General features: G+C 69.4%; 11 protein-coding genes and 1 pseudogene. 7 read left to right on the plus strand and 5 right to left on the minus strand.

What is annotated here, in order from left to right; all coding sequences use genetic code 11:
* Nucleotides 1–136: 136 nt before the first annotated feature.
* Together QK291_RS10230 and QK291_RS10235 are read left to right on the plus strand one after the other, a co-directional pair.
* Nucleotides 137–1,399: an Ig-like domain-containing protein gene (locus tag QK291_RS10230; RefSeq protein WP_282381393.1), complete on the plus strand. Its 1,263-nt coding sequence runs from the start codon at nucleotides 137–139 to the stop codon at nucleotides 1,397–1,399.
* Between the two features lie 207 nt (nucleotides 1,400–1,606).
* Nucleotides 1,607–2,680, plus strand: a pseudogene (locus QK291_RS10235) (TIGR01906 family membrane protein); the annotation flags it as partial.
* 480 nt (nucleotides 2,681–3,160) lie between these two features.
* On the opposite strand, the gene QK291_RS10240 reads toward QK291_RS10235, so the two are convergent.
* Together QK291_RS10240 and QK291_RS10245 are read right to left on the minus strand one after the other, a co-directional pair.
* Entirely contained in the window at nucleotides 3,161–4,990 is a 1,830-nt protein-coding gene (locus QK291_RS10240) for an AMP-dependent synthetase/ligase (protein WP_282381395.1), read from the minus strand.
* A gap of 58 nt (nucleotides 4,991–5,048) precedes the next feature.
* Complete coding sequence (locus QK291_RS10245) at nucleotides 5,049–6,761, minus strand: phospholipid carrier-dependent glycosyltransferase (RefSeq protein ID WP_282381397.1); 1,713 nt, start codon at nucleotides 6,759–6,761, stop codon at nucleotides 5,049–5,051.
* 265 nt (nucleotides 6,762–7,026) lie between these two features.
* On the opposite strand from QK291_RS10245, the gene rsmI reads away from it, so the two are divergent.
* Both rsmI and QK291_RS10255 read left to right on the plus strand, forming a co-directional pair.
* Nucleotides 7,027–7,848, plus strand: coding sequence for a 16S rRNA (cytidine(1402)-2'-O)-methyltransferase (gene rsmI / locus QK291_RS10250; protein WP_282381506.1), 822 nt, complete (start codon nucleotides 7,027–7,029; stop codon nucleotides 7,846–7,848).
* Nucleotides 7,849–8,050: 202 nt separating this feature from the next.
* On the plus strand, nucleotides 8,051–9,550 hold the full coding sequence (locus QK291_RS10255) for an NAD-dependent succinate-semialdehyde dehydrogenase (RefSeq protein ID WP_282381398.1): 1,500 nt from the start codon (nucleotides 8,051–8,053) through the stop codon (nucleotides 9,548–9,550).
* Between the two features lie 27 nt (nucleotides 9,551–9,577).
* Here the strand turns inward: QK291_RS10255 and QK291_RS10260 are convergent, their stop codons facing one another.
* The 3 genes from QK291_RS10260 to QK291_RS10270 are packed head-to-tail and all read right to left on the minus strand — an operon-like array spanning nucleotide 9,578 to nucleotide 14,785.
* Complete coding sequence (locus tag QK291_RS10260; protein ID WP_282381399.1) at nucleotides 9,578–12,166, minus strand: DUF3488 and transglutaminase-like domain-containing protein; 2,589 nt, start codon at nucleotides 12,164–12,166, stop codon at nucleotides 9,578–9,580.
* Nucleotides 12,163–13,674, minus strand: coding sequence for a DUF58 domain-containing protein (locus QK291_RS10265; RefSeq protein ID WP_282381400.1), 1,512 nt, complete (start codon nucleotides 13,672–13,674; stop codon nucleotides 12,163–12,165). Before QK291_RS10265 ends, QK291_RS10260 begins: the two co-directional genes overlap by 4 nt.
* A gap of 13 nt (nucleotides 13,675–13,687) precedes the next feature.
* Entirely contained in the window at nucleotides 13,688–14,785 is a 1,098-nt protein-coding gene (locus QK291_RS10270) for an AAA family ATPase (protein WP_282381401.1), read from the minus strand.
* Between the two features lie 300 nt (nucleotides 14,786–15,085).
* Here QK291_RS10270 and QK291_RS10275 point away from each other — a divergent pair, with 300 nt between their 5' ends.
* From QK291_RS10275 to rsmA, 3 genes are all read left to right on the plus strand, one after another.
* On the plus strand, nucleotides 15,086–15,973 hold the full coding sequence (locus QK291_RS10275) for a TatD family hydrolase (protein WP_282381402.1): 888 nt from the start codon (nucleotides 15,086–15,088) through the stop codon (nucleotides 15,971–15,973).
* Between the two features lie 281 nt (nucleotides 15,974–16,254).
* Nucleotides 16,255–17,460: a resuscitation-promoting factor gene (locus QK291_RS10280; RefSeq protein WP_282381403.1), complete on the plus strand. Its 1,206-nt coding sequence runs from the start codon at nucleotides 16,255–16,257 to the stop codon at nucleotides 17,458–17,460.
* Nucleotides 17,461–17,629: 169 nt separating this feature from the next.
* Nucleotides 17,630–18,541 (plus strand): 16S rRNA (adenine(1518)-N(6)/adenine(1519)-N(6))-dimethyltransferase RsmA, encoded by a 912-nt coding sequence (rsmA, locus tag QK291_RS10285; protein WP_282381404.1) that lies wholly within the window; start codon nucleotides 17,630–17,632, stop codon nucleotides 18,539–18,541.
* Nucleotides 18,542–18,598: the final 57 nt, after the last annotated feature.

The raw sequence follows: 18,598 nt of genomic DNA on the forward strand, positions 1-18,598 counted from the left end.
GGGCCCCTTTCGTGACCTGATCGTGGCGCTGCCGTGGCCGGCGCGGCGAGACGCTTCGCTTATGCTGGCATAAGGAGATCCTGGGCTCAGAGGTGGGCCTGACCGCAAACGCAGTGGGGGAACACAGGAAGTGGCCATGACTGAAGAGAGCGGGCGTCGACGCCGGCAGCCGGGACGCCGTCCCCGCAACACCGGGAAAATGCTGGCCGTCCTTGGCATCTGCGCTGTTGTCGGGGCGGGCGGCATCGGCGTCGCCACGTCCCCGGGCTGGGCCCATGCCGACATGCCCTCCGAGGCTTCGGCGCCGATGCGGAACGTGTCCGGCCTGGCCGCCCCGGTCGTGAAGCTCGTTGAGCTCGGAGTGACCCCGACCGACGGTGCCAAGGGCGTCAACCCCGCCGCCGCCCCCTCAGTCAAGGCAGTCAACGGCGTCGTGAAGGACGTCGTGCTCGTCCCGGCCGCCGGCGGCGAGCCCCTGCCGGGAACCACAAGCCCGGACGGCTCCACCTGGACCGCCGGGGATCCGCTGGAATTCGACACAAAGTACAAGTACAGCTTCACCGTCGTCGACCAGGCCGGACGTGAGACAAAGAAAGCCCAGACGTTCGCCACCGTGGCCGCAGCCAACGAGGCGGACGCCGCCGTCTACCCGCTCAGCGGCACCACGGCCGGGGCCGGGCAGCCCATCGAAATCGTATTCAGCGAGCCCGTTCTGGACAAGGCGGCCATGGAGAAGGCCGTCACCGTCACGGCGTCCTCCGGCCAGGCCGTGGCGTGGCACTGGTATTCGGACCGCCGGGTCCGGATCCGCCCCGAAGCGTTCTGGGCTTCCAACAGTGAGATCACCGTGGACCTGAAACTCTTCGGCGTCGACTTCGGCAACAAGATGGTCGGCAATTCCGACTCCAAGGTCTCCTTCAAGGTCGGACCGCAGCGCCTGGCCGTGGTTGATGACATCACCAAGACCATGAACGTCTACTTTGACGGCCAACTCGTCAAGACCGCTCCGGTCACGCTGGGCGGCGCTGACTGGCTCTCCCCGACCGGCTACGCGGTCATCATGGAGCAGGAACGCCACTCCGACTTCAACGCCGGCAGCATCGGGCTCAAGCCCGGCGACAAGGGCTACTACCCGCCCCTGACCGTGGAGTACGCCAACCGCCTGACCAGCTCCGGCGTGTACGTCCACCAGGCCCTCGAATCGGCATGGCGTGCGGTGGGCAGGTCCAACGTCTCGCACGGCTGCGTCGGGTTGCTCCCGGCGGACGCCGCCTGGTTCTTCAACAACATGACGACCGGCGACGTCGTCCAGACCCTCAACACCGGGGCCCCGGCCGTGGAACCGCTCGAAGGCTTCGGCGACTGGAACATCCCCTGGGCGCAGTACGCCAAGCGCTGACCGGCGGCCGGCCGCGCCCATACCGCGGCTGAGTCCCCATTCTGGATCCCGGTCCGGACTCCCGGTGCTGAATCCCCGTACTGATTCCCCTTCCCTGCGGGGTGGCACCTCGCCCACTCCGAGGCTCTGGCGGTAGGCTCGGAAGCAGATAAGTAGCGTTGCCGGGCCCCGGCCGGCGGCGCGGACACCTACGGAAGCGAAGCTGCAGTGACTGACTCAAGTCCCACCCCTCCGAACCGGCAGGATCCGCAGCTGGATCCGGCCGGTGACGCTGACGAGCCCGCGTTCGACTGGATGAGGCCGACGTCCGCGCAGCAGTCTTCCGCCGCCTCCGACAGCACCTCGTCCGACAGCACCTCGTCCGGCAGCGCGGTCTCGGACAGCGCAGCCTCTGGCGGCGCTGCCTCGGACAGCGCTGCCGCACCGGCGGCCGGCAGCACTCCCAAGCCCCTGTCGCGGGCCGACCGCAAGGCGGCCGAAGCCGCCGACGAACCGCCGCCCCGGCACAACGGCACCCACTTCACCGAGCCGCATCCCACCGCCGCCCTGCAGATCCGGCCCCCGGAGGAGGAAGTGCAGCGCCGCAACGCCGAACGTGAACACGCCCTGAACGCCAAACCGGTGGCCCCGCGCGTGATGCAGGTCCTGCTCGCCGTGTGCTTCCCGGTCATCCTGCTGGTGCTGGCCGTCCGGGCCGTCGCCAGCCCGCTGTTCCTCTGGGTGGAGTACAACCGGCCCGGTTTCCCCGGCGACGGCTACGGGTTCAGCACCGACGACCGCATGACCTACGGCTCCTACGCCGTGGACTACCTCAGCAACTGGGCGGGACCCCGGTATCTGGGCGAACTGGTCGACCGCAGCGGTGACCGGCTGTTCGAGGGTGGCGAAGTCAGCCACATGGCCGACGTCAAACTCGTGATCCTCTCCGCCTTTGGCGCCGGAGTCCTGCTCATCCTGCTGGGCCTGATCGCCGTGGCCTACCTGCGGCGCCGTAGCCCCGGGGGAGTGCGGCGCGGCCTATTCGCCGGGTCGATTATCACCCTCGTAATCATCATCAGCCTCGGGGTGCTGGCGGTGCTGGGCTGGGAGCAGTTCTTTGCCCAGTTCCACAGCGTCTTCTTTGCGAGCGGCACCTGGACCTTCTCCCTGCAGGACACCCTGATCCGGCTTTTCCCGGCCCAGTTCTGGGTTGACGGCGGGATTGTGATTGCCGGCCTCGTGCTGCTTGCCTCGCTCGTCACCCTGGTCCTCACCTGGCCGACGCGCAAGCGCCGCGGACTGCCGAAGCGCGGCGCGGCGGTCCAGGACCCGGCCGGGAAAACGGTCACCGAAACCGACCCCGCCCCAGCCGCCCCCAGCCAGGCTGCCACCGCCGAAGCAGCCTCCCGCGAGGCTGCCTACGCCGAAGCAGCCTCCCGCGAGGCTGCCTCCGCCGACGGTGCCCCCGCCGACGGTGCCCCCGCGAAGCGGTCTTTCTTCCGGCGGGACAGGTCCGGCAAGGCCGGCGAGGCAACCGCCGCGCCGGCATCCGCAACGGCCGACGCTGCCGCAGCGGATTTAGCCGCCGGGCGCTCCGCTGCCGGGCCGGAGGGTGCCGGCTCTGGAGAAACAAACACCGGCGACACGGGGACAACCGACACCCCGGTGCGGGGACACTCCAGCGCCGTCTAGGGTCGTTGAACCGGGCGGACGACAGACACGCAGAAGCGGCCGGCACCATGGTGCCGGCCGCTTCTGCGTGTCCCTTTTAGTGCCGCGCCGTCAGCCGTAGATCCGGTTGATCTGCTCCTCGAAGTCACGAACGACGGCGGCGCGCTTGAGCTTAAGCGACGGCGTCAGGTGCCCGGATTCGACCGTAAAGTCGGCGTCCAGCACCACGAAGCTGCGGATGGACTCGGCCGTGGACACCAGGGTGTTCGCTTCGTCCACCGCGCGCTGCAGGGCTGCGCGGACCTGGTCGTTGCCGCGGGCCTCGGCCGTGCTCATGGCGGGTAACTTTTGCGCGGCACACCAGTTTTCCAGGCCCTCCGGGTCCAGATTGATCAGGGCTGACACGAACGGCCGGCCGTCCCCGACCACCACGGCCTGCAGGACAAGTTCGTGTTCGCGGATCTTCTCCTCCAGCGGTCCGGGGGCGACGTTCTTGCCGCCGGAGGTGACCAGCAGGTCCTTCTTCCTGCCGGTGATCGTCAGGAAGCCCTCCGCGTCGAGGGACCCGAGGTCGCCGGTGCGGAAGAACCCGTCCACGAATGCCTCCGCGTTGGCCGCCGCGTTGTTGTGGTAGCCCTTGAAGACGCCGATGCCCTTGACCAGGATCTCGCCGTCCTCGGCGACGCGGATGGTGGTGCCGGGCACCGGGATGCCGACCGTCCCCACCCTGGTTCGGGTCGGAGTGTTGGCTGTGCACGGGGCCGTGGTTTCAGTGAGGCCGTAGCCTTCGAGGACGGGGATGCCCGCGCCGCGGAAGAAGTGCGCGTCGTGGGAGCTCAGCGGGCTGGCCCCCGAGACGGTGTATCCCAACTGGCCGCCGAAGGCCTGCCGCAGTTTGGGGTACAGCAGGCGGTCGAAGAGGGCGTGCTGGGCGCGGGCCACCAATCCGGGGCCGGGACCGGCGCCCCGGGCTGCGGCGTCGAGGGCCCTGGAATAGTCGATGGCGACGGCGGTGGCGGAAGCGAACAGGCGTTCCTTCCCGGCGAGGGCCGCCTTCTGGGCGGCGCCGGCGTAGACCTTCTCGAAGATCCGGGGCACCACCAGCAGGAAGGTGGGTTTGAAGCTCGCCAGGTCCTCCAGCAGTTCCTTGGCGCTGGAGGTGTGGCCCACGGTGGTTCCGGCGCTGAGGCAGATCAGCTGGACGGCGCGGGCGAGGACGTGGGCCAGCGGGAGGAACATCAGCGTCCTGGTCCGGGGCTGCAGCAGGATCTCAGGCAGGAACAGCACGATGTTCCTCGCTACCAGGGCGAAGTTCCCGTGCGTGATTTCACAGCCCTTGGGCCGGCCGGTGGTGCCGGAGGTGTAGACGAGGGAGGCCACGTCCGCGAGCCCGGCAGCGGACCGGTGCCGTTCCAGCTCGGCGTCGCCGACCCCGGTGCCCGCCGCGGCCAGGCTGGCGAGGTTGGGGGCGGCGCCGTCGTAGTCCATCCGCACCACCGGGAGCACGGTGCCGCCGAGCTGGCCGGAGCTGTCCAGGACCTGGCGGACCAGCCCCGCCTTTGCCTCATTTTCCGCGAAGATGCGCCGGGCCCCGGAGTCATGCAGGATCCATTCGATCTGGCTGGCGGAGGACGTCTCATAGATGGGAACGGGGACGCCGCCGGCGAACCAGATGGCAAAGTCCACCACGGTCCACTCGTAGCGGGTGCCGGACATCACCGCCACCGTCTCCCCGGGCGTGATGCCGCCGGCGATCAGGCCCTTGGCCAGCGCCCGGACCTGGTCCAGGAACTGCTGAGCGGAGACGTCGGCCCAGCCGGAGGGTCCTCGGCGGGAGTACAGCGCATGCACGGGATCCTTGCCGTGCTGCTCCAGCAGCAGGTCCGTCACGTTGCTGCCCGGATCGAGCTCGACGAGCAGTCCGGTGCTTGCTTCTCTCACAGCCGTTTCTCCGTTCCGGGTCCGCCTGATGCCGGTGGACGTCCCCTGCAATCCTGCCCTAGATCCAGGACGGCATCCACATCCGGAACCGCCAGTCCTGGTAGGTGATGGTCTCCGCGGTCCAGACCGGATAGAAGAAGGCCGAGACGACGACGGCGGTGACCACGAACAGCGCCACGAGGTAGAGCCCGGAACGCCGCCGCCACGGCGGATCCGTGCGCTGGCCCAGCACGAGGCCCAGACAGTACACCAGGGCCAGCACCAGGAAGGGCTCGAAGGACACCGCGTAGAAGAAGAACATGGTGCGTTCGGGGTACAGGAACCAGGGGAGGTACCCGGCCGCCACGGCCGCGAGGATGGCCCCGGCACGCCAGTCGCGCCGCCCGGCCCACCAGAAGAGCAGCACGCCCAGGCACACGGCGGCACCCCACCAGATCAGCGGGTTGCCCACGGAGAGAACCGCCGTGGTGCAGCTGGTGGTATCGCACCCCGGGCTGCCCTGCTTGGGGGATTCGTAGAAGAAGGACGTGGGCCGGCCGAGCACCAGCCAGCTCCAGGCGCTGGCCTCGTACGGGTGCTCCGCGCTCAGCCCCTGGTGGAACTTGTAGGCCTCCAGATGGTAGTGCGCCAGGGACCGGACGGAGTCCGGCAGCCAGCCCCACTCCGCCGAGGGGACCGTCCCGGCCCAATTCCGGAAGTACGCGTCCGTGGACCGGAACCAGCCGGTCCAGGAGGCGGCGTACACCAGGGCGGTCACGGGGACGATGCTGAGGAACGCGGGAATCCCGTCCTTGAGGATCCCGCCGCTGATCCAGCCGTGGATTCCGGCGATCCGGCGCGCACTCAGGTCCCAGAAGACCGTCAGCAACCCGAAGCCGGCCAGGAAGAACAGGGCGGACCACTTCGTGCCGACCGCCAGTCCCAGGCACACCCCCGCCGCGAGCCGCCACCAGCGGATTCCCAGCCAGGGACCGGACGCCAGCTGGAGCAGGCTGGGACACCCGTCCGGGGAGTTGGCAGCTTGCCGGCCGAGCCGCCGGGCAAGCCGGCGGCGGCCGTCGTCGCGGTCCATCAGCAGGGCCCCGAACGCGGCGAGGATCCAGAACATCAGGAAGATATCCAGCAGCGCGGTCCGGGACATCACCAGGTGGTGGCCGTCCACGGCCAGCAGCACACCGGCCACGGCCCCGAGGGTCAGCGACCGGAAGAGCTTCTGGGCGATAAGGGCCAGCAGGAAAATAGACAGCGTGCCCGTCAGGGCCGCCCCGAACCGCCATCCGAAGGCATTGTCCGGGCCGAAGAGCCACATGCCGCCGGCGATCATCCATTTGCCGACCGGCGGGTGGACGACGTACTCGGGGGTGTCCAGCAGCACCCCGGGGTTGCCGGCGTTGAAAGCGTCATTGGCCTTGTCCGGCCATGCGCGTTCGTAGCCGCTGACCAGGAACGAGTAGCCGTCCTTGACGTAGTAGGTCTCGTCAAAAACCAGGTTCCGGGGCGTATCCAGCCGGACGAAGCGCAGGATCCCGCCCAGGGCCGCTGTGATGACCGGAATGAGCCAGAACCAGAGCCGGAGCGAGGGCGGGTAGTCCCGCCAGCTCCGGATGCTGCCGAACAGGCGTCCCGCAAGCGCGTCCGGGGTGAACGCCTCCGCCGGGTGGCTGACCCACCGGTGCCCCTCCAGGTTGCGTCCGCGGCGGGGGGCTGGGGGCGTCGATCCGGTGGAACCGGCTTCGGCGGGCCGCGTGGGGGTCTGCGTCACGATGCCCATGCTACCTTTCGCGGCTGTGGTCCCCGGCCTTGCGCGCCGGTCCCTCCCGGCGGTCCCTCCTTTGCGCGCCGTGCCCGCCGAGTCGGCCCGCGCTCACCGCCAGCAGTAGGCTGGTCAGGTGGACCCTAAACTCAGCACCTCCCCGAATCTTCCCGGCGACGACCTGGGCCTGGCGGACGACCTTGAGGGTGGCGCACGTCCCGGACCGGGCGGTACCCCCGGAACGGACCCGGAGCCGGTTCCCCAAAACGGCGGACCCGGCCGGATTGTGCTGGCGGCCACCCCGATCGGCAACGCCGGAGACGCCACCTACCGGCTCGTCGAGCTGCTGACGACGGCGGACATCGTCGCCGCCGAGGACACCCGGCGGCTGCACCGGCTGGTCCAGAACCTGGGCATCACCGTCGCCGGCCGGATCATCAGCTACCACGAGCACAACGAGGCCGCCAAGACCGGGGAACTCCTGGATCAGGTCCGGTCCGGGAAGACCCTCGTGATGGTGACCGACGCCGGCATGCCCTCCGTCTCGGACCCCGGGTTCCGCCTGGTCGAAGGGGCCGTGGCCGCCGGACTGACCGTCACGGCCGCCCCCGGACCGTCCGCGGTGCTGACCGCACTGGCTCTCTCCGGCCTGCCCACCGACCGCTTCTGTTTCGAGGGGTTCCTGCCCCGCAAGGCCGGGGAACGCTCCTCCCGCCTCGCGGACCTCGACGCCGAGCGGCGCACCATGATCTTCTTCGAGGCCCCGCACCGGCTGGAACCGATGCTCCGGGCGCTGCGTGAGCGGTTCGGCGCGGACCGCCGGGCCGCCGTCTGCCGGGAACTGACGAAGACGTATGAGGAAGTCATCCGTGGCACCCTGCGTGAACTGCTGGAATGGGCCGAGTCCAACGAGGTCCGCGGCGAGATCGCCGTCGTCGTGGGCGGCGCCCCGGAGCGGGAGCCGGGCACACCGGAGGACCATGTGGCCGACGTCAACGCGCTCATTGCACAGGGAATCCGGCTCAAGGAGGCCGTTGCGGCCGTGGCGGAGGACGCCAGGGTCAGCAAGCGCGAACTCTACTCCGCGGTGCTCGCTGCCCGTTGACCGCGCGGCCTCCGGGCCGGAGGCCGCTGTGCAGGTGCACAGCGAACCCCGCTTGACGTAGTGCGGACATGCGTAGACAGTCCGGAGAGCGCGGCAGTACCGTGGCAGTAAATCCAGCGCGTTCCCAACCCACGTATCCACGGTCTGCGGAACCGCTGAACCCGATCCAATCCACCCCGAATCGCTGACGAGGGAGTCAACCGTGACTGTAACTGCCCAGCCCATTGTTACCGCGGAGCGCGAAAGCGCCCTGCTGGCCTCTGTTCCCACCGGTCTGCTGATCAATGGCCAGTGGCGCCAGGCCGCGTCCGGGAAAACCTTCAACGTGGAGGACCCCTCGACCGGCAAGGTCCTGCTGAGCATCGCCGACGCCGGCCCGGAGGACGGGGCCGCGGCGCTGGACGCGGCAGCTGCCGCCCAGGAGTCCTGGGCGAAGGTCCCGGCCCGGGAGCGCGGGGAGATCCTGCGCCGGGCCTTCGAGCTGGTCACGGCACGCGCGGAGGACTTCGCGCTGCTGATGACGCTGGAGATGGGCAAGCCGCTGGCCGAGGCCCGCGGCGAGGTCACCTACGGCGCCGAGTTCCTGCGCTGGTTCTCCGAGGAAGCCGTCCGGGCCTTCGGCCGCTACTCGGTCTCCCCGGACGGGAAGTCCCGGCTGCTGGTGACGAAGAAGCCTGTGGGCCCGTGCCTGCTGATCACGCCGTGGAACTTCCCGCTGGCCATGGCGACCCGCAAGGTCGCCCCCGCCGTCGCCGCGGGCTGCACCATGGTGCTGAAGTCCGCGAACCTGACGCCGCTGACCTCCCAGCTGTTCGCCGCCGTGATGATGGAGGCCGGGCTGCCGGCCGGGGTGCTGAACGTTATCCCGACGTCCACGGCCGGGGCCACAACCGGGCCGCTGATCAAGGACTCGAGGCTGCGCAAACTCTCCTTCACCGGGTCCACCGAGGTCGGCCGCCGGCTGCTCGCGGATGCCTCCGAAAACGTGCTGCGGACCTCGATGGAACTCGGCGGGAACGCCCCGTTCGTCGTCTTTGAGGATGCCGACGTCGACGCCGCCGTCGCCGGGGCGATGCTGGCGAAGTTGCGGAACATGGGCGAGGCCTGCACGGCCGCGAACCGGTTCATCGTGCACGAATCCGTCGCGGACGAGTTCGCGGAGAAGTTCGCCGCGAAAATGGCGGGGATGACCACGGCCCGCGGCACCGAGGCGGACTCCAAGGTCGGCCCGCTGATCGATGCGAAGAGCCGGGACAAGGTCCACGAGCTGGTCTCCGATGCCGTGTCCGCCGGTGCGGTCGCGGTCATCGGCGGCGCCGCAGTCGAGGGCCCGGGCTACTTCTACCAGCCCACCATCCTCAAGGGCGTCACCGAGGGCACCCGGATCCTGTCCGAGGAAATCTTCGGGCCCGTCGCGCCGATCATCACCTTCGACACCGAAGACGAGGCCGTCCGGCTCGCGAACAACACCGAGTACGGGCTGGTCGCCTACGTCTTCACCCGCGACCTCAACCGGGGCATCCGGATGGGCGAACGCCTGGAGACCGGCATGCTGGGCCTGAACGCCGGCGTGGTCTCCAACGCCGCCGCCCCCTTCGGCGGGGTCAAGCAGTCCGGCCTGGGCCGTGAAGGCGGCCTCGAAGGCATCGAGGAATACCTCTACACCCAGTACATCGGCATCGCCGACCCGTACGCCGGCTAGGACCACCCCGGCTGCGCCGGAGCTGACTCAGCTCCGGCGCAGCCACCGCTCCCGGCGCACGCGCCGCAGCGCCCCGCGGACCCTTGAGCGGGCACCGGCGAGGCCGCGCCGGGTTCGCTGTGCTGCCCGGCGGGCGGCGCGGAACGGCGCCGTGGCCGCACGCCGGCCGGCGGCCAGGGTCGACGGCGGCAGCCACTCCGCGCGGAACCGCACGAGCGGTCTGGCGTGGTCGCGCAGCGAACTGCGGACCGCCGAGATCAGCGGCGCGGCGGATGCTCCGGTGCTGCCGGCACCGGCGGCACTCCCGGCGGGCGTGCCGGCGCCGGGCCGGGCGCCGTCGACCCCGGGTACGGACGGCGGCCGGCCGTACTGCCGGCGTTCGAAGTCCGCGGTCAGGGACCGGACGGCCCGGTGGGCCTCCGCGTCCGGGCCCTGTGGCTCACCGAGGGCGCCCGCGTGGCGCAGCCGTGCGGAGAAATGGCGCGGTGTTTCGCTGGTCCGCGGCGGGACGCGGTAATCCGTTGCGAGGTCGCGCAGTTCCATCCAGGCCTGCGAGGCTGCCGCGCTGTCGACCCCGGAACCGCCGACCCTGCGGTGGCGCAACGCAGTGCGGGCCAGGTGCGGGGACGCCAGCAGCAGCCCAAGGACCAGCACTGCGCCGGCGCCGTACAACACGGGAAGCAGCACGCTTGCCGCGTCCGGGCGGGGGGCCGCTCCCGAGGGCGGCAGCGGCGCCACACTGGGCGGCGGCGTGGGGAGGGGGCTGTTGCTGGGAATGAGCCCATCGTTGTTTTCGTTGGTGCTGGCACCGCTGGGGGCCGCGGCTTCCTCGGCGTAGGAGGGAACCACACCGCGCGATGGGGTCGGCTCGAACGGGACCCAGCCCAGCCCCTGGAAATACAGTTCCGGCCACGCATGGGCGTCACGGGCATCGACCTCGAACTCCGGAAGGGCCCCGTGGCCGCCGATCGAGACCGTAGCGCCGGTGGGCCGGCCCGGGGCATAACCGACGGCGATGCGGCTGGGGATGCCTTCCAGCCGCGCCATCACGGCCATCGCGGAGGCGAAGTGGATGCAGTAGCCGCTCTTCTGGTTCAGGAAGTCCGCCAGCACGGACAGCCCGTTGCCGTCATAGCCCCCCTGCACCGGGGACTGCAGCGAGTAGGTGAAATTGACGGAGCGCAGGTACCGCTGGATGGCCATGGCCCGGGCGTAGGGTGTGGCGCTTCCCGCGGTCACGGCCTCGGCGGTGGTGCGCACGATCTCCGGCACGTTGTCCGGTGGCCGGATGAACTGTTCCGGGACACCCTGCACCGGCCCTGTGGCTTGTGTCAGCAGGTCCGGGGTGAGCTGGGGGGCCACGGAGAGCGCCACGTACCGCTGGTTACGGGAGTCGGTGTCGACTCCCTTGATGCTCAGCGTGGCCGGATCCCAGCTCCAGCGGCCGGTGAGGCCGTTGACTGCCTCCGGGGCGAAGGGAACCGGCAGGTAGGGGCTGATGAACTGGCCGGTGTCGACCGCGGTGACCACGCGGACTTCGGTCGCGGCGGACTCGACGCCTGACTCGATCCGCCCCGTGCCCAGCCGGCGGGTGCCATCGCGGTCGTCCGGCGCCCAGTTGTCGCCGTTGAAACTGTCCACGGTCACGGAGCGCAGGTACGGCGTGCTGGGTGCGTTGGTGGCAAAGGTGATCCGGCCGTCGCCGCCAGGGCTGCGCAGACTGTTGCCCAGGCTGATCATCGGGTTCAGCCCCGAGGCCGGGCCGAACGGATTCAGCCGCGAGCCCTGCGGGAAGGCTCCCTGGTCGAAGCCCGGGATCACGAGCTGGAGCAGGAGCGTGGCGGTCAGCGCAACGGCACCCGTCAGGGAGCCGCGCCGGAACTGGCCCGGGTTGCGCACGGAGGCGGCCCCGGTCCGTGCATCGGGTGAGAACCAGTGGCTGCAGCCGAGGATCATGAGGTAGCCGGCGGCGGCCGCCGAGAAACCCAGCGCGCCGACGCTTTGCGGCTTGATCATTGCCGGAACGATGAGGAGGGCGAGGATCCCGAGGCCGCTCGTCGCCGGCAAGGCCAAGGGGTAGGCAAGGGCATCGACCACGATCACCGTCAGCCCCAGGGCGGCGCAGACCAGCAGGACGATGCCGGCGTTCGGAGCCACGGGGGAGCTTTCCGCAAGGACCGTCTCACTGGCCCGGCGCAGGTACCGGCCCAGCTGCGTCATGGTGGCGCCTGAGGGGATGAAGCCAATGATGCTGTGCGGCCGGAAGAAGGTAAATGTCAGGATCAGCACCAGCGCCGCCAACGCACCGGCTGTCACGAAGACGCTGCGCCACCGGAGGGCGCGGAGCCCGGCCATGGTGAAGGCCACCGTGAGGACCGTCGAGAGGACGGGGGAGTACCACGCCCATCCCCGCAGCACTCCGTTGAGGCTCAGTGCCGCACCGGCGACGGCGGTTGCCACCGCGAGGGCCATCAGCCACGGCTGTGCGCCCACCGCCCTCCGGGCTTTCGGCGTCCCAGGGGATTCCAGCCCGGGTGAGCCCGCGGCTTCCGGATCCCCGGCCGCCCCGGCCCGGCCGGCATGCGTGCCCGCGCTTCGCTGTGGTGTCAGTGTCATCGCCGGAGTCCTGTTCCGCGCCGCACATCGGCTGCGGCTGCCATCGGCGCCGCGCCGCCGTCGTCGAATGCCGCCCACGCTGCCGGCAACGGCGTCGAGGGGGAGACGGCCACGGCGCGCCAGCCGCCGTGCCGGAGCGTTTCGAGCACTTCCTCGGGTTGCCCGGCCCGCTCCGTGATCACCATGGCAAACGCGTTTGCCGCAAAGCCGGCAGCCGGGGCCAGCGCCCGCGCCTCGGCCGGCGTGGGATTTCCAAGGATCGCAAGCACTGGCCCCCGCATCCGGTGGGCGGCCAGCTTGTCCATCAGCCGGTCATCGAAAGGCTGCAGATCGGCCTCCGCGCCCGCGGGATGCCGGCGGCCTGCAGTCCCGGGCGCGGCAGCCTCCCTCCCGCCCCGGCGGTTGTGGTGGGTGCTGGTGAGCTGGATCGCGGCCAGGCTTTCGGCGACGGACTGCAGCCCCGATGCGCCGGCGTAGTCCTCGGACTCCGGTTCGGGGGCGGACGGCGAATGCTGGAACGCGGGCTCGCCGGCGACGTCGAGGAACCGCAGTGCGTAGTTGCGCTCGGCAAGATGCGCGCCGATGGACACCGCAGCGGTCACGGCCCATTCGAAGGTATCGCTGGTCAGGAGTCCGGGGCCGACCGCGGCGAGGGCGCCACGGTGAAGCGCCGGCCTCCGGGCCGGCCCGCCTGGGCTGCCGGAGGTGTGGCTGGCGTGCGGCGTCGAGCCGCCGGAAAAGGCACCGCGGGTGAAGGCGGACAGCCGGTGGTCCAGGATGATCGTCGCTTCCGGAGTGGTGACGGACTCCTCCTGGCGGACCATCAGCTCCCCGTGCCGGGCCGTTGCCGCCCAGTGAACACGGCGCATCGGATCACCGTGACGGTATTCCCGGGTCATGACGTCGTCGTCGCTGGGGTTGGCCCGGCTGCGCGTGGCGGTGACGCCGTCGTGCCCCCTGGCGCCGGCCAGACTGGTGACGGGAAGTTCGACGGCGGCGGGCGTCACCGTGAGGATGTCGCCGTCGTCGATGGCGTGGCGGTGCAGGGACAGCCCGAACGGGTCGCTGAACTCAGCTGTGACCGGCCCGATCAGGAACTGGCCGCGTTTCGCGGACCGCAGGTGATACTCGTAGCGGCTGGTCCCGCCGGTGGACGAACGGGCCGGGAACCGGAAAACGGGGGATTGGCCGAACCGGGCGGGGATGTGCTCCTCCATCAGCGCGTGGCCCGAGCCGATTCCGGTCCGGGCGACGGCCAGCCGGACGGTTGCTGCGGTGGCCGTTTCGACGCTGGCGGGGTTGAATTCCCGGTAGACACTGAAGTTCGGTTTGAGCAGGCGGGTGCCGGCCAGGGAGAGCAAGGGCAGGATAAAAAGCAGGATGGCCAGAGCCAGCAGGTCCCGGCGCCCCATCACCTGGGCTGCCAGCAGGAACACCGAGCCCGCGCAAAGCAGTCCCCAGCCCCGGGCCGTGAAGATGTGCCTCGGGAACCGGTCTTTCAGCGCCATGGCCAGGCCACCCCTACCGGCGGGTCGACGTGGCTGCCGGGGTGGCCGCCAGATCCGGGCTGACCGGGATCTTCGCCAGGATCGCACGAATCACGCCCTGGGCAGTCTCACCCGTGCTTGCGGCCTTGCGGTCCAGGATAATCCGGTGGGCCAGGACGGATTCAGCCACGCTGACGACGTCGTCGGGCAGCAGGAAGTCCCGGCCCTCCAGGGCCGCAGTGGCTTTGGCCGCGCGCAGCAGCTGGAGCATGGACCGCGGGCTGGCGCCGAGCCGGAGCATCCCGCTTTCCCTCGTGGCGCGCCCCAGGGACACGGTGTATTCCTTGATCGATTGGGAGACGTACACTTCCCGCACGGTGGCGATCATGGACGCGACCTCGCCCGCGGTGACGACGGCGGTGACCTTGGCCAGCGGGGACGTGGCCTGATGGGTTTCCAGCATCTCCATCTCGGCCTCCTTGTCCGGGTAGCCCATGGAGATCCGTGCCATGAAGCGGTCCCGCTGCGCTTCCGGGAGCGGGTAGGTCCCCTCCATTTCGATCGGGTTTTGCGTGGCCACGACCATAAAGGGCTCGTCGAGTTTGTAGGAATGGCCGTCCACAGTGACCTGGTGTTCCTCCATGCACTCCAGCAGGGCCGACTGGGTCTTGGCCGAGGCCCGGTTGATCTCGTCGCCGATGACGATGTTCGCGAAAACCGCCCCGGGCCGGAACTCAAAGGACCTCGACGCCTGGTTGTAGATGGACACCCCGGTGACGTCGGAGGGCAGCAAGTCGGGGGTGAATTGAATGCGGCTCACCGAACAGTCGATGGTGCGGGCCAGCGTCTTCGCGAGGAGGGTCTTGCCGACCCCGGGGACGTCCTCGAGGAGGAGATGGCCCTGGGCCAGGAGCACGGTCAGCGCCAGCCTTGCCGCTTCCGCTTTCCCGTCGATCACAGTGTTGATGGCGGTCAGGATCCGCTCGCTGGCGGCGCGGAACGCCTCCGCATCCATTGCCGCGGTGGGCTGGGCGGGGCGCAGGGCAGCCGGGATTCTATCCACAGCGGAGTCTTCCCTGAGGTCCTGCTCCTCGGGGAGTGCTTCGTCTAGGGAGATGCGGTGGTACTCCATCGGTAGCCCTTCAGCCCTGGTGGGTTTCCCGGGGCGGATCGGCATGGAACCTGCCGGGCCACTCGTCGGGTATGCGCCTGTGTTCCTGACCGTTGATTCCTAGCCATCTGTTCCTGACGGTTGATTGTCTTTGTTGTCCGGCAGTCAGTCTTTAGAACAGAGTACTAACACAACTGCCGGACCTGACAGAGAGTTCCGGGGAAATCTCCGGCCGGCTTCGGGCCAGGTTATAGCGCGCTCCGGTTAACTCGCGGCGCGGTGCCGCTTCATGCGGCCGGGGAGCGCCGATAAGGTGGAGAGATGATCACCCCCCTCACTCCCGTCCCGTTCCGTGCGCCCGGCAGTGATGGCACCGGCAGGCAGGGCTATCCGCCGGCGCCGGAACCGCTTCCCGTGCCGGTAATGGACAACCACACCCACCTCGATTTCCCCCGGGACGAGCTGAAGGTCAGCATCGCTGGCGCCCTGGACGCTGCCGAAGCGGTAGGCGTGCGGGGTGCCGTACAGGTGGGGTGCGACCTCGAATCGTCCCGGTTCACCGTGCAGGCGGTCGACTTGGACGCGCGGCTGCTGGGCGCCGTCGCCCTTCACCCCAATGACGCGCCGGGCTACGCCGCCCGTGGTGAGCTGGAGGACGCCCTGGCCGAGATCGAGGCCCTCGCGGTGCACCCGCGGATCCGGGCCATCGGCGAGACCGGCCTGGATTTCTTCCGCACCGAGGGCGAGGGGCTGGCCCGCCAGCGTTATTCCTTCCGCCGCCACATCGATATCGCCAAACGCCTTGGGCTGACGCTGCAAATCCACGACCGTGACGCCCACGACGACGTCGTCCAGGTTCTGCGGGAGGAGGGCGCCCCCGATCGGGTGGTCTTCCATTGCTTCTCCGGCGGGGAGGAGCTGGCCCGGATCTGCAACAGCGAGGGCTGGTACATGTCCTTCGCCGGGACGCTGACCTTCAAGAACGCCGCCAACCTGCGGGCCGCCCTGGCCATCGCGGAACCGGAGCGGATCCTGGTTGAAACCGACGCCCCGTTCCTCACTCCGCATCCGCACCGGGGCCGCCCCAACGCCAGCTATATGGTCCCCTACACCGTCCGGGCCATGGCTGAATTGACTGGATGGGAACTCTCGGAAATGTGTTCCCGGATCGCCGGAAATACCCTGCAGGCATACGGATCCTGGGACTGATGGACCAAAAATACCCTCACTGGGATAGATACTAGGTATGCACAATTTGTTGGCTGCTTTATAACGCTCCGGTTACAGTGGACAACTATTAGCCGGGGTCGGGGAAGGCCTTCGGAAAATTTCACTCCCGCAGGGCGCGCATCGTGGCGAACGAACCATATGCGCGCTCTCGTTTGTGACTATGGCAGTGCTCACAGCTTCCGCTGACAAAACGCGCCCTTGCGGTGCGGCCTTCGGGCTGTCCGCGGCGGGTTGTGCTGTGCACGTTTCCCCGTGCCCGGATGGTCCAAAAGATATGGGCAATCGTGGTCAAGTTCTTTACATCGGATGGCAAATTCAGTTTCGTCAAGGTCGGCACGCAACTCGTGGTGCTCGTGGCCCTGGTGCTGGGACTCGTCGCGTTCGTCGGCAACAACAAGACGGTCACCCTCAACGTCGACGGCAAAGTAAGTTCAGTCCAGACCTTCGGCGGCACTGTCGGCCAGGTCGTGAAGGGCGCCAGTCTTGACCTCCAGCCCTCGGACCGGATCACCCCGGCTGCTGAATCCCACGTCCGGGACGGGTCCGTCATCAACGTCAATCTCGCCAAGGCCGTCAAGGTCAGCCTGGACGGAGCGGAGCGGACCATCAGCACCACCTCGCCCACGGTGGAGGGGCTGGTGACCGAACTCGGCGTCGCCGGCGCCTCCGAACTGTCCGTTCCGAAAGACGCGCAGCTTGCCGTCTCAGGTTCCTTCGTGGCTATTTCGACGCCGAAGTCCGTGAGCATTGTCGCTGACGGCAAGGCCGGCAAGACCACCACGACCGCAGCCAATGTCGGCCAGCTCCTCGCCGACGCCGGCATCACGCTGGGGGCCAGCGACCGCACGTCGCAGCCGGGCAACGCGCCGGTCGTCAACGACATGGTGATCAAGGTGTCCCGCGTGGACGCCAGCCAGACGGCTGAAGCTGCCGAAACCGTGCCGTTCGAAACCCTCACCACGGAGGACGCAGACCTGGCCACGGGTGAAAAGAAGGTCACCCAGGCAGGTGTGGCCGGCACCATCAACAAGAGCTTCAAGCTCGTCCTCGTCGACGGCCGCGAAGCCTCCCGCACCCTGGTGTCCCAGTCTGTCAGCGCACAGCCGGTCACCGAAAAGATCACCGTCGGCACCAAGCCGAAACCGAAGCCGGCAGCCCAGGCCGCTGCCAGCCCCGGAGCCAACACCGGCGCCAACACCGGCGCCGGAGCCCCCGCCATGATGAACGAAGCCATGTGGGACAAGATCGCGCAGTGCGAGTCCACCGGCAACTGGTCCATCAACAACGGCAACGGCTACTACGGCGGACTGCAGTTCGACATCCGGACCTGGCTCGGATCCGGCGGCGGCGCGTACGCTCCGAACGCCAGCCTGGCCACCAAGGCCCAGCAGATCGACATCGCCAACCGCGTCTACGCGCAGCGCGGCCTGCAGCCCTGGGGCTGCGGCTGGGCAGCCTCCAGCTAGGGAAGCCCCCGGCACCCCAGTCCGGCTGTGGGTGACGCGACGAGCAAATGACATCGCAGGATTTCTGCAGCGGCTGACCACGGCAGCGGATGCCCCGCCCAGGCCGGGTCCGGTTTTTCGGACCCGGCCTTCGCCATGCCCGGGCTGGCCCGCGGGATAGGATACCTAGGTGACTGAACCGACCCCCTCCGCGCCAGGCAGTGCGCCAAGCAGTACGCCGGCCAGCGCGCCCCCACCCCTGATGGGGGCCTCCGACATCCGCAGGCTGGCCGAGGAGATCGGGGTCCGTCCCACGAAGACCCTCGGCCAGAACTTCGTCATCGACGGCAACACCATCCGCAGGATTGTGGCCGCCGCGGACATCCACCCGGACGAGACGGTCCTGGAGGTCGGACCCGGGCTGGGGTCCCTGACCCTGGGCCTGCTCGACGCCGCCCGCTCGGTCGTCGCCGTCGAGATCGATCCGGTTCTCGCCGGCAAACTTCCCGCCACCGTCGCAGAATGGCGCCCGGCCGCGGTCGGGAACTTCCACCTGGTCCTCGCCGACGCCATGCGGGTCACCGAACTCCCCGTCGAGCCCACTGCGCTCGTGGCGAATCTTCCGTACAACGTCGCCGTGCCGGTGGTCCTGCACCTGCTGCAGCACTTCCCGAGCCTCCGCCACGGCCTGGTCATGGTCCAGGATGAGGTCGCGGACCGGCTTGCCGCAGGGCCCGGGTCCAAGACCTATGGCGTTCCCTCGGTCAAGGCGGCCTGGTACAGCAGCATGCGCAAAGCCGGCGTCATCGGCATGAACGTCTTCTGGCCCGCGCCCAAGATCCACTCCGGCCTCGTGGCGTTCACCCGCCGGGAACCGCCCGTCACCACGGCCACCCGCGAACAGGTTTTCGCCGTCATCGATGCCGCTTTCGCCCAGCGCCGCAAGACCCTTCGCGCCGCGCTGGCCGGATGGGCCGGCAGCGCTGCGGAGGCCGAACGGAGCCTGCGGGCCGCCGGCATCGATCCCACCGCCCGCGGCGAGGTTATCGACATCGCGGCGTTTTCACGGATCGCCGAAGCGCACGCGCGGCCGGCTCCCTGACCCCGGCGGCAGCCCCGGGGAGGCGACGCCGGTCCGGCGCCGTGCTTGGAGCCTGAC

It is taken from the genome of Arthrobacter sp. AL12, from assembly GCF_029960645.1.
Classification (GTDB): Bacteria; Actinomycetota; Actinomycetes; order Actinomycetales; family Micrococcaceae; genus Arthrobacter.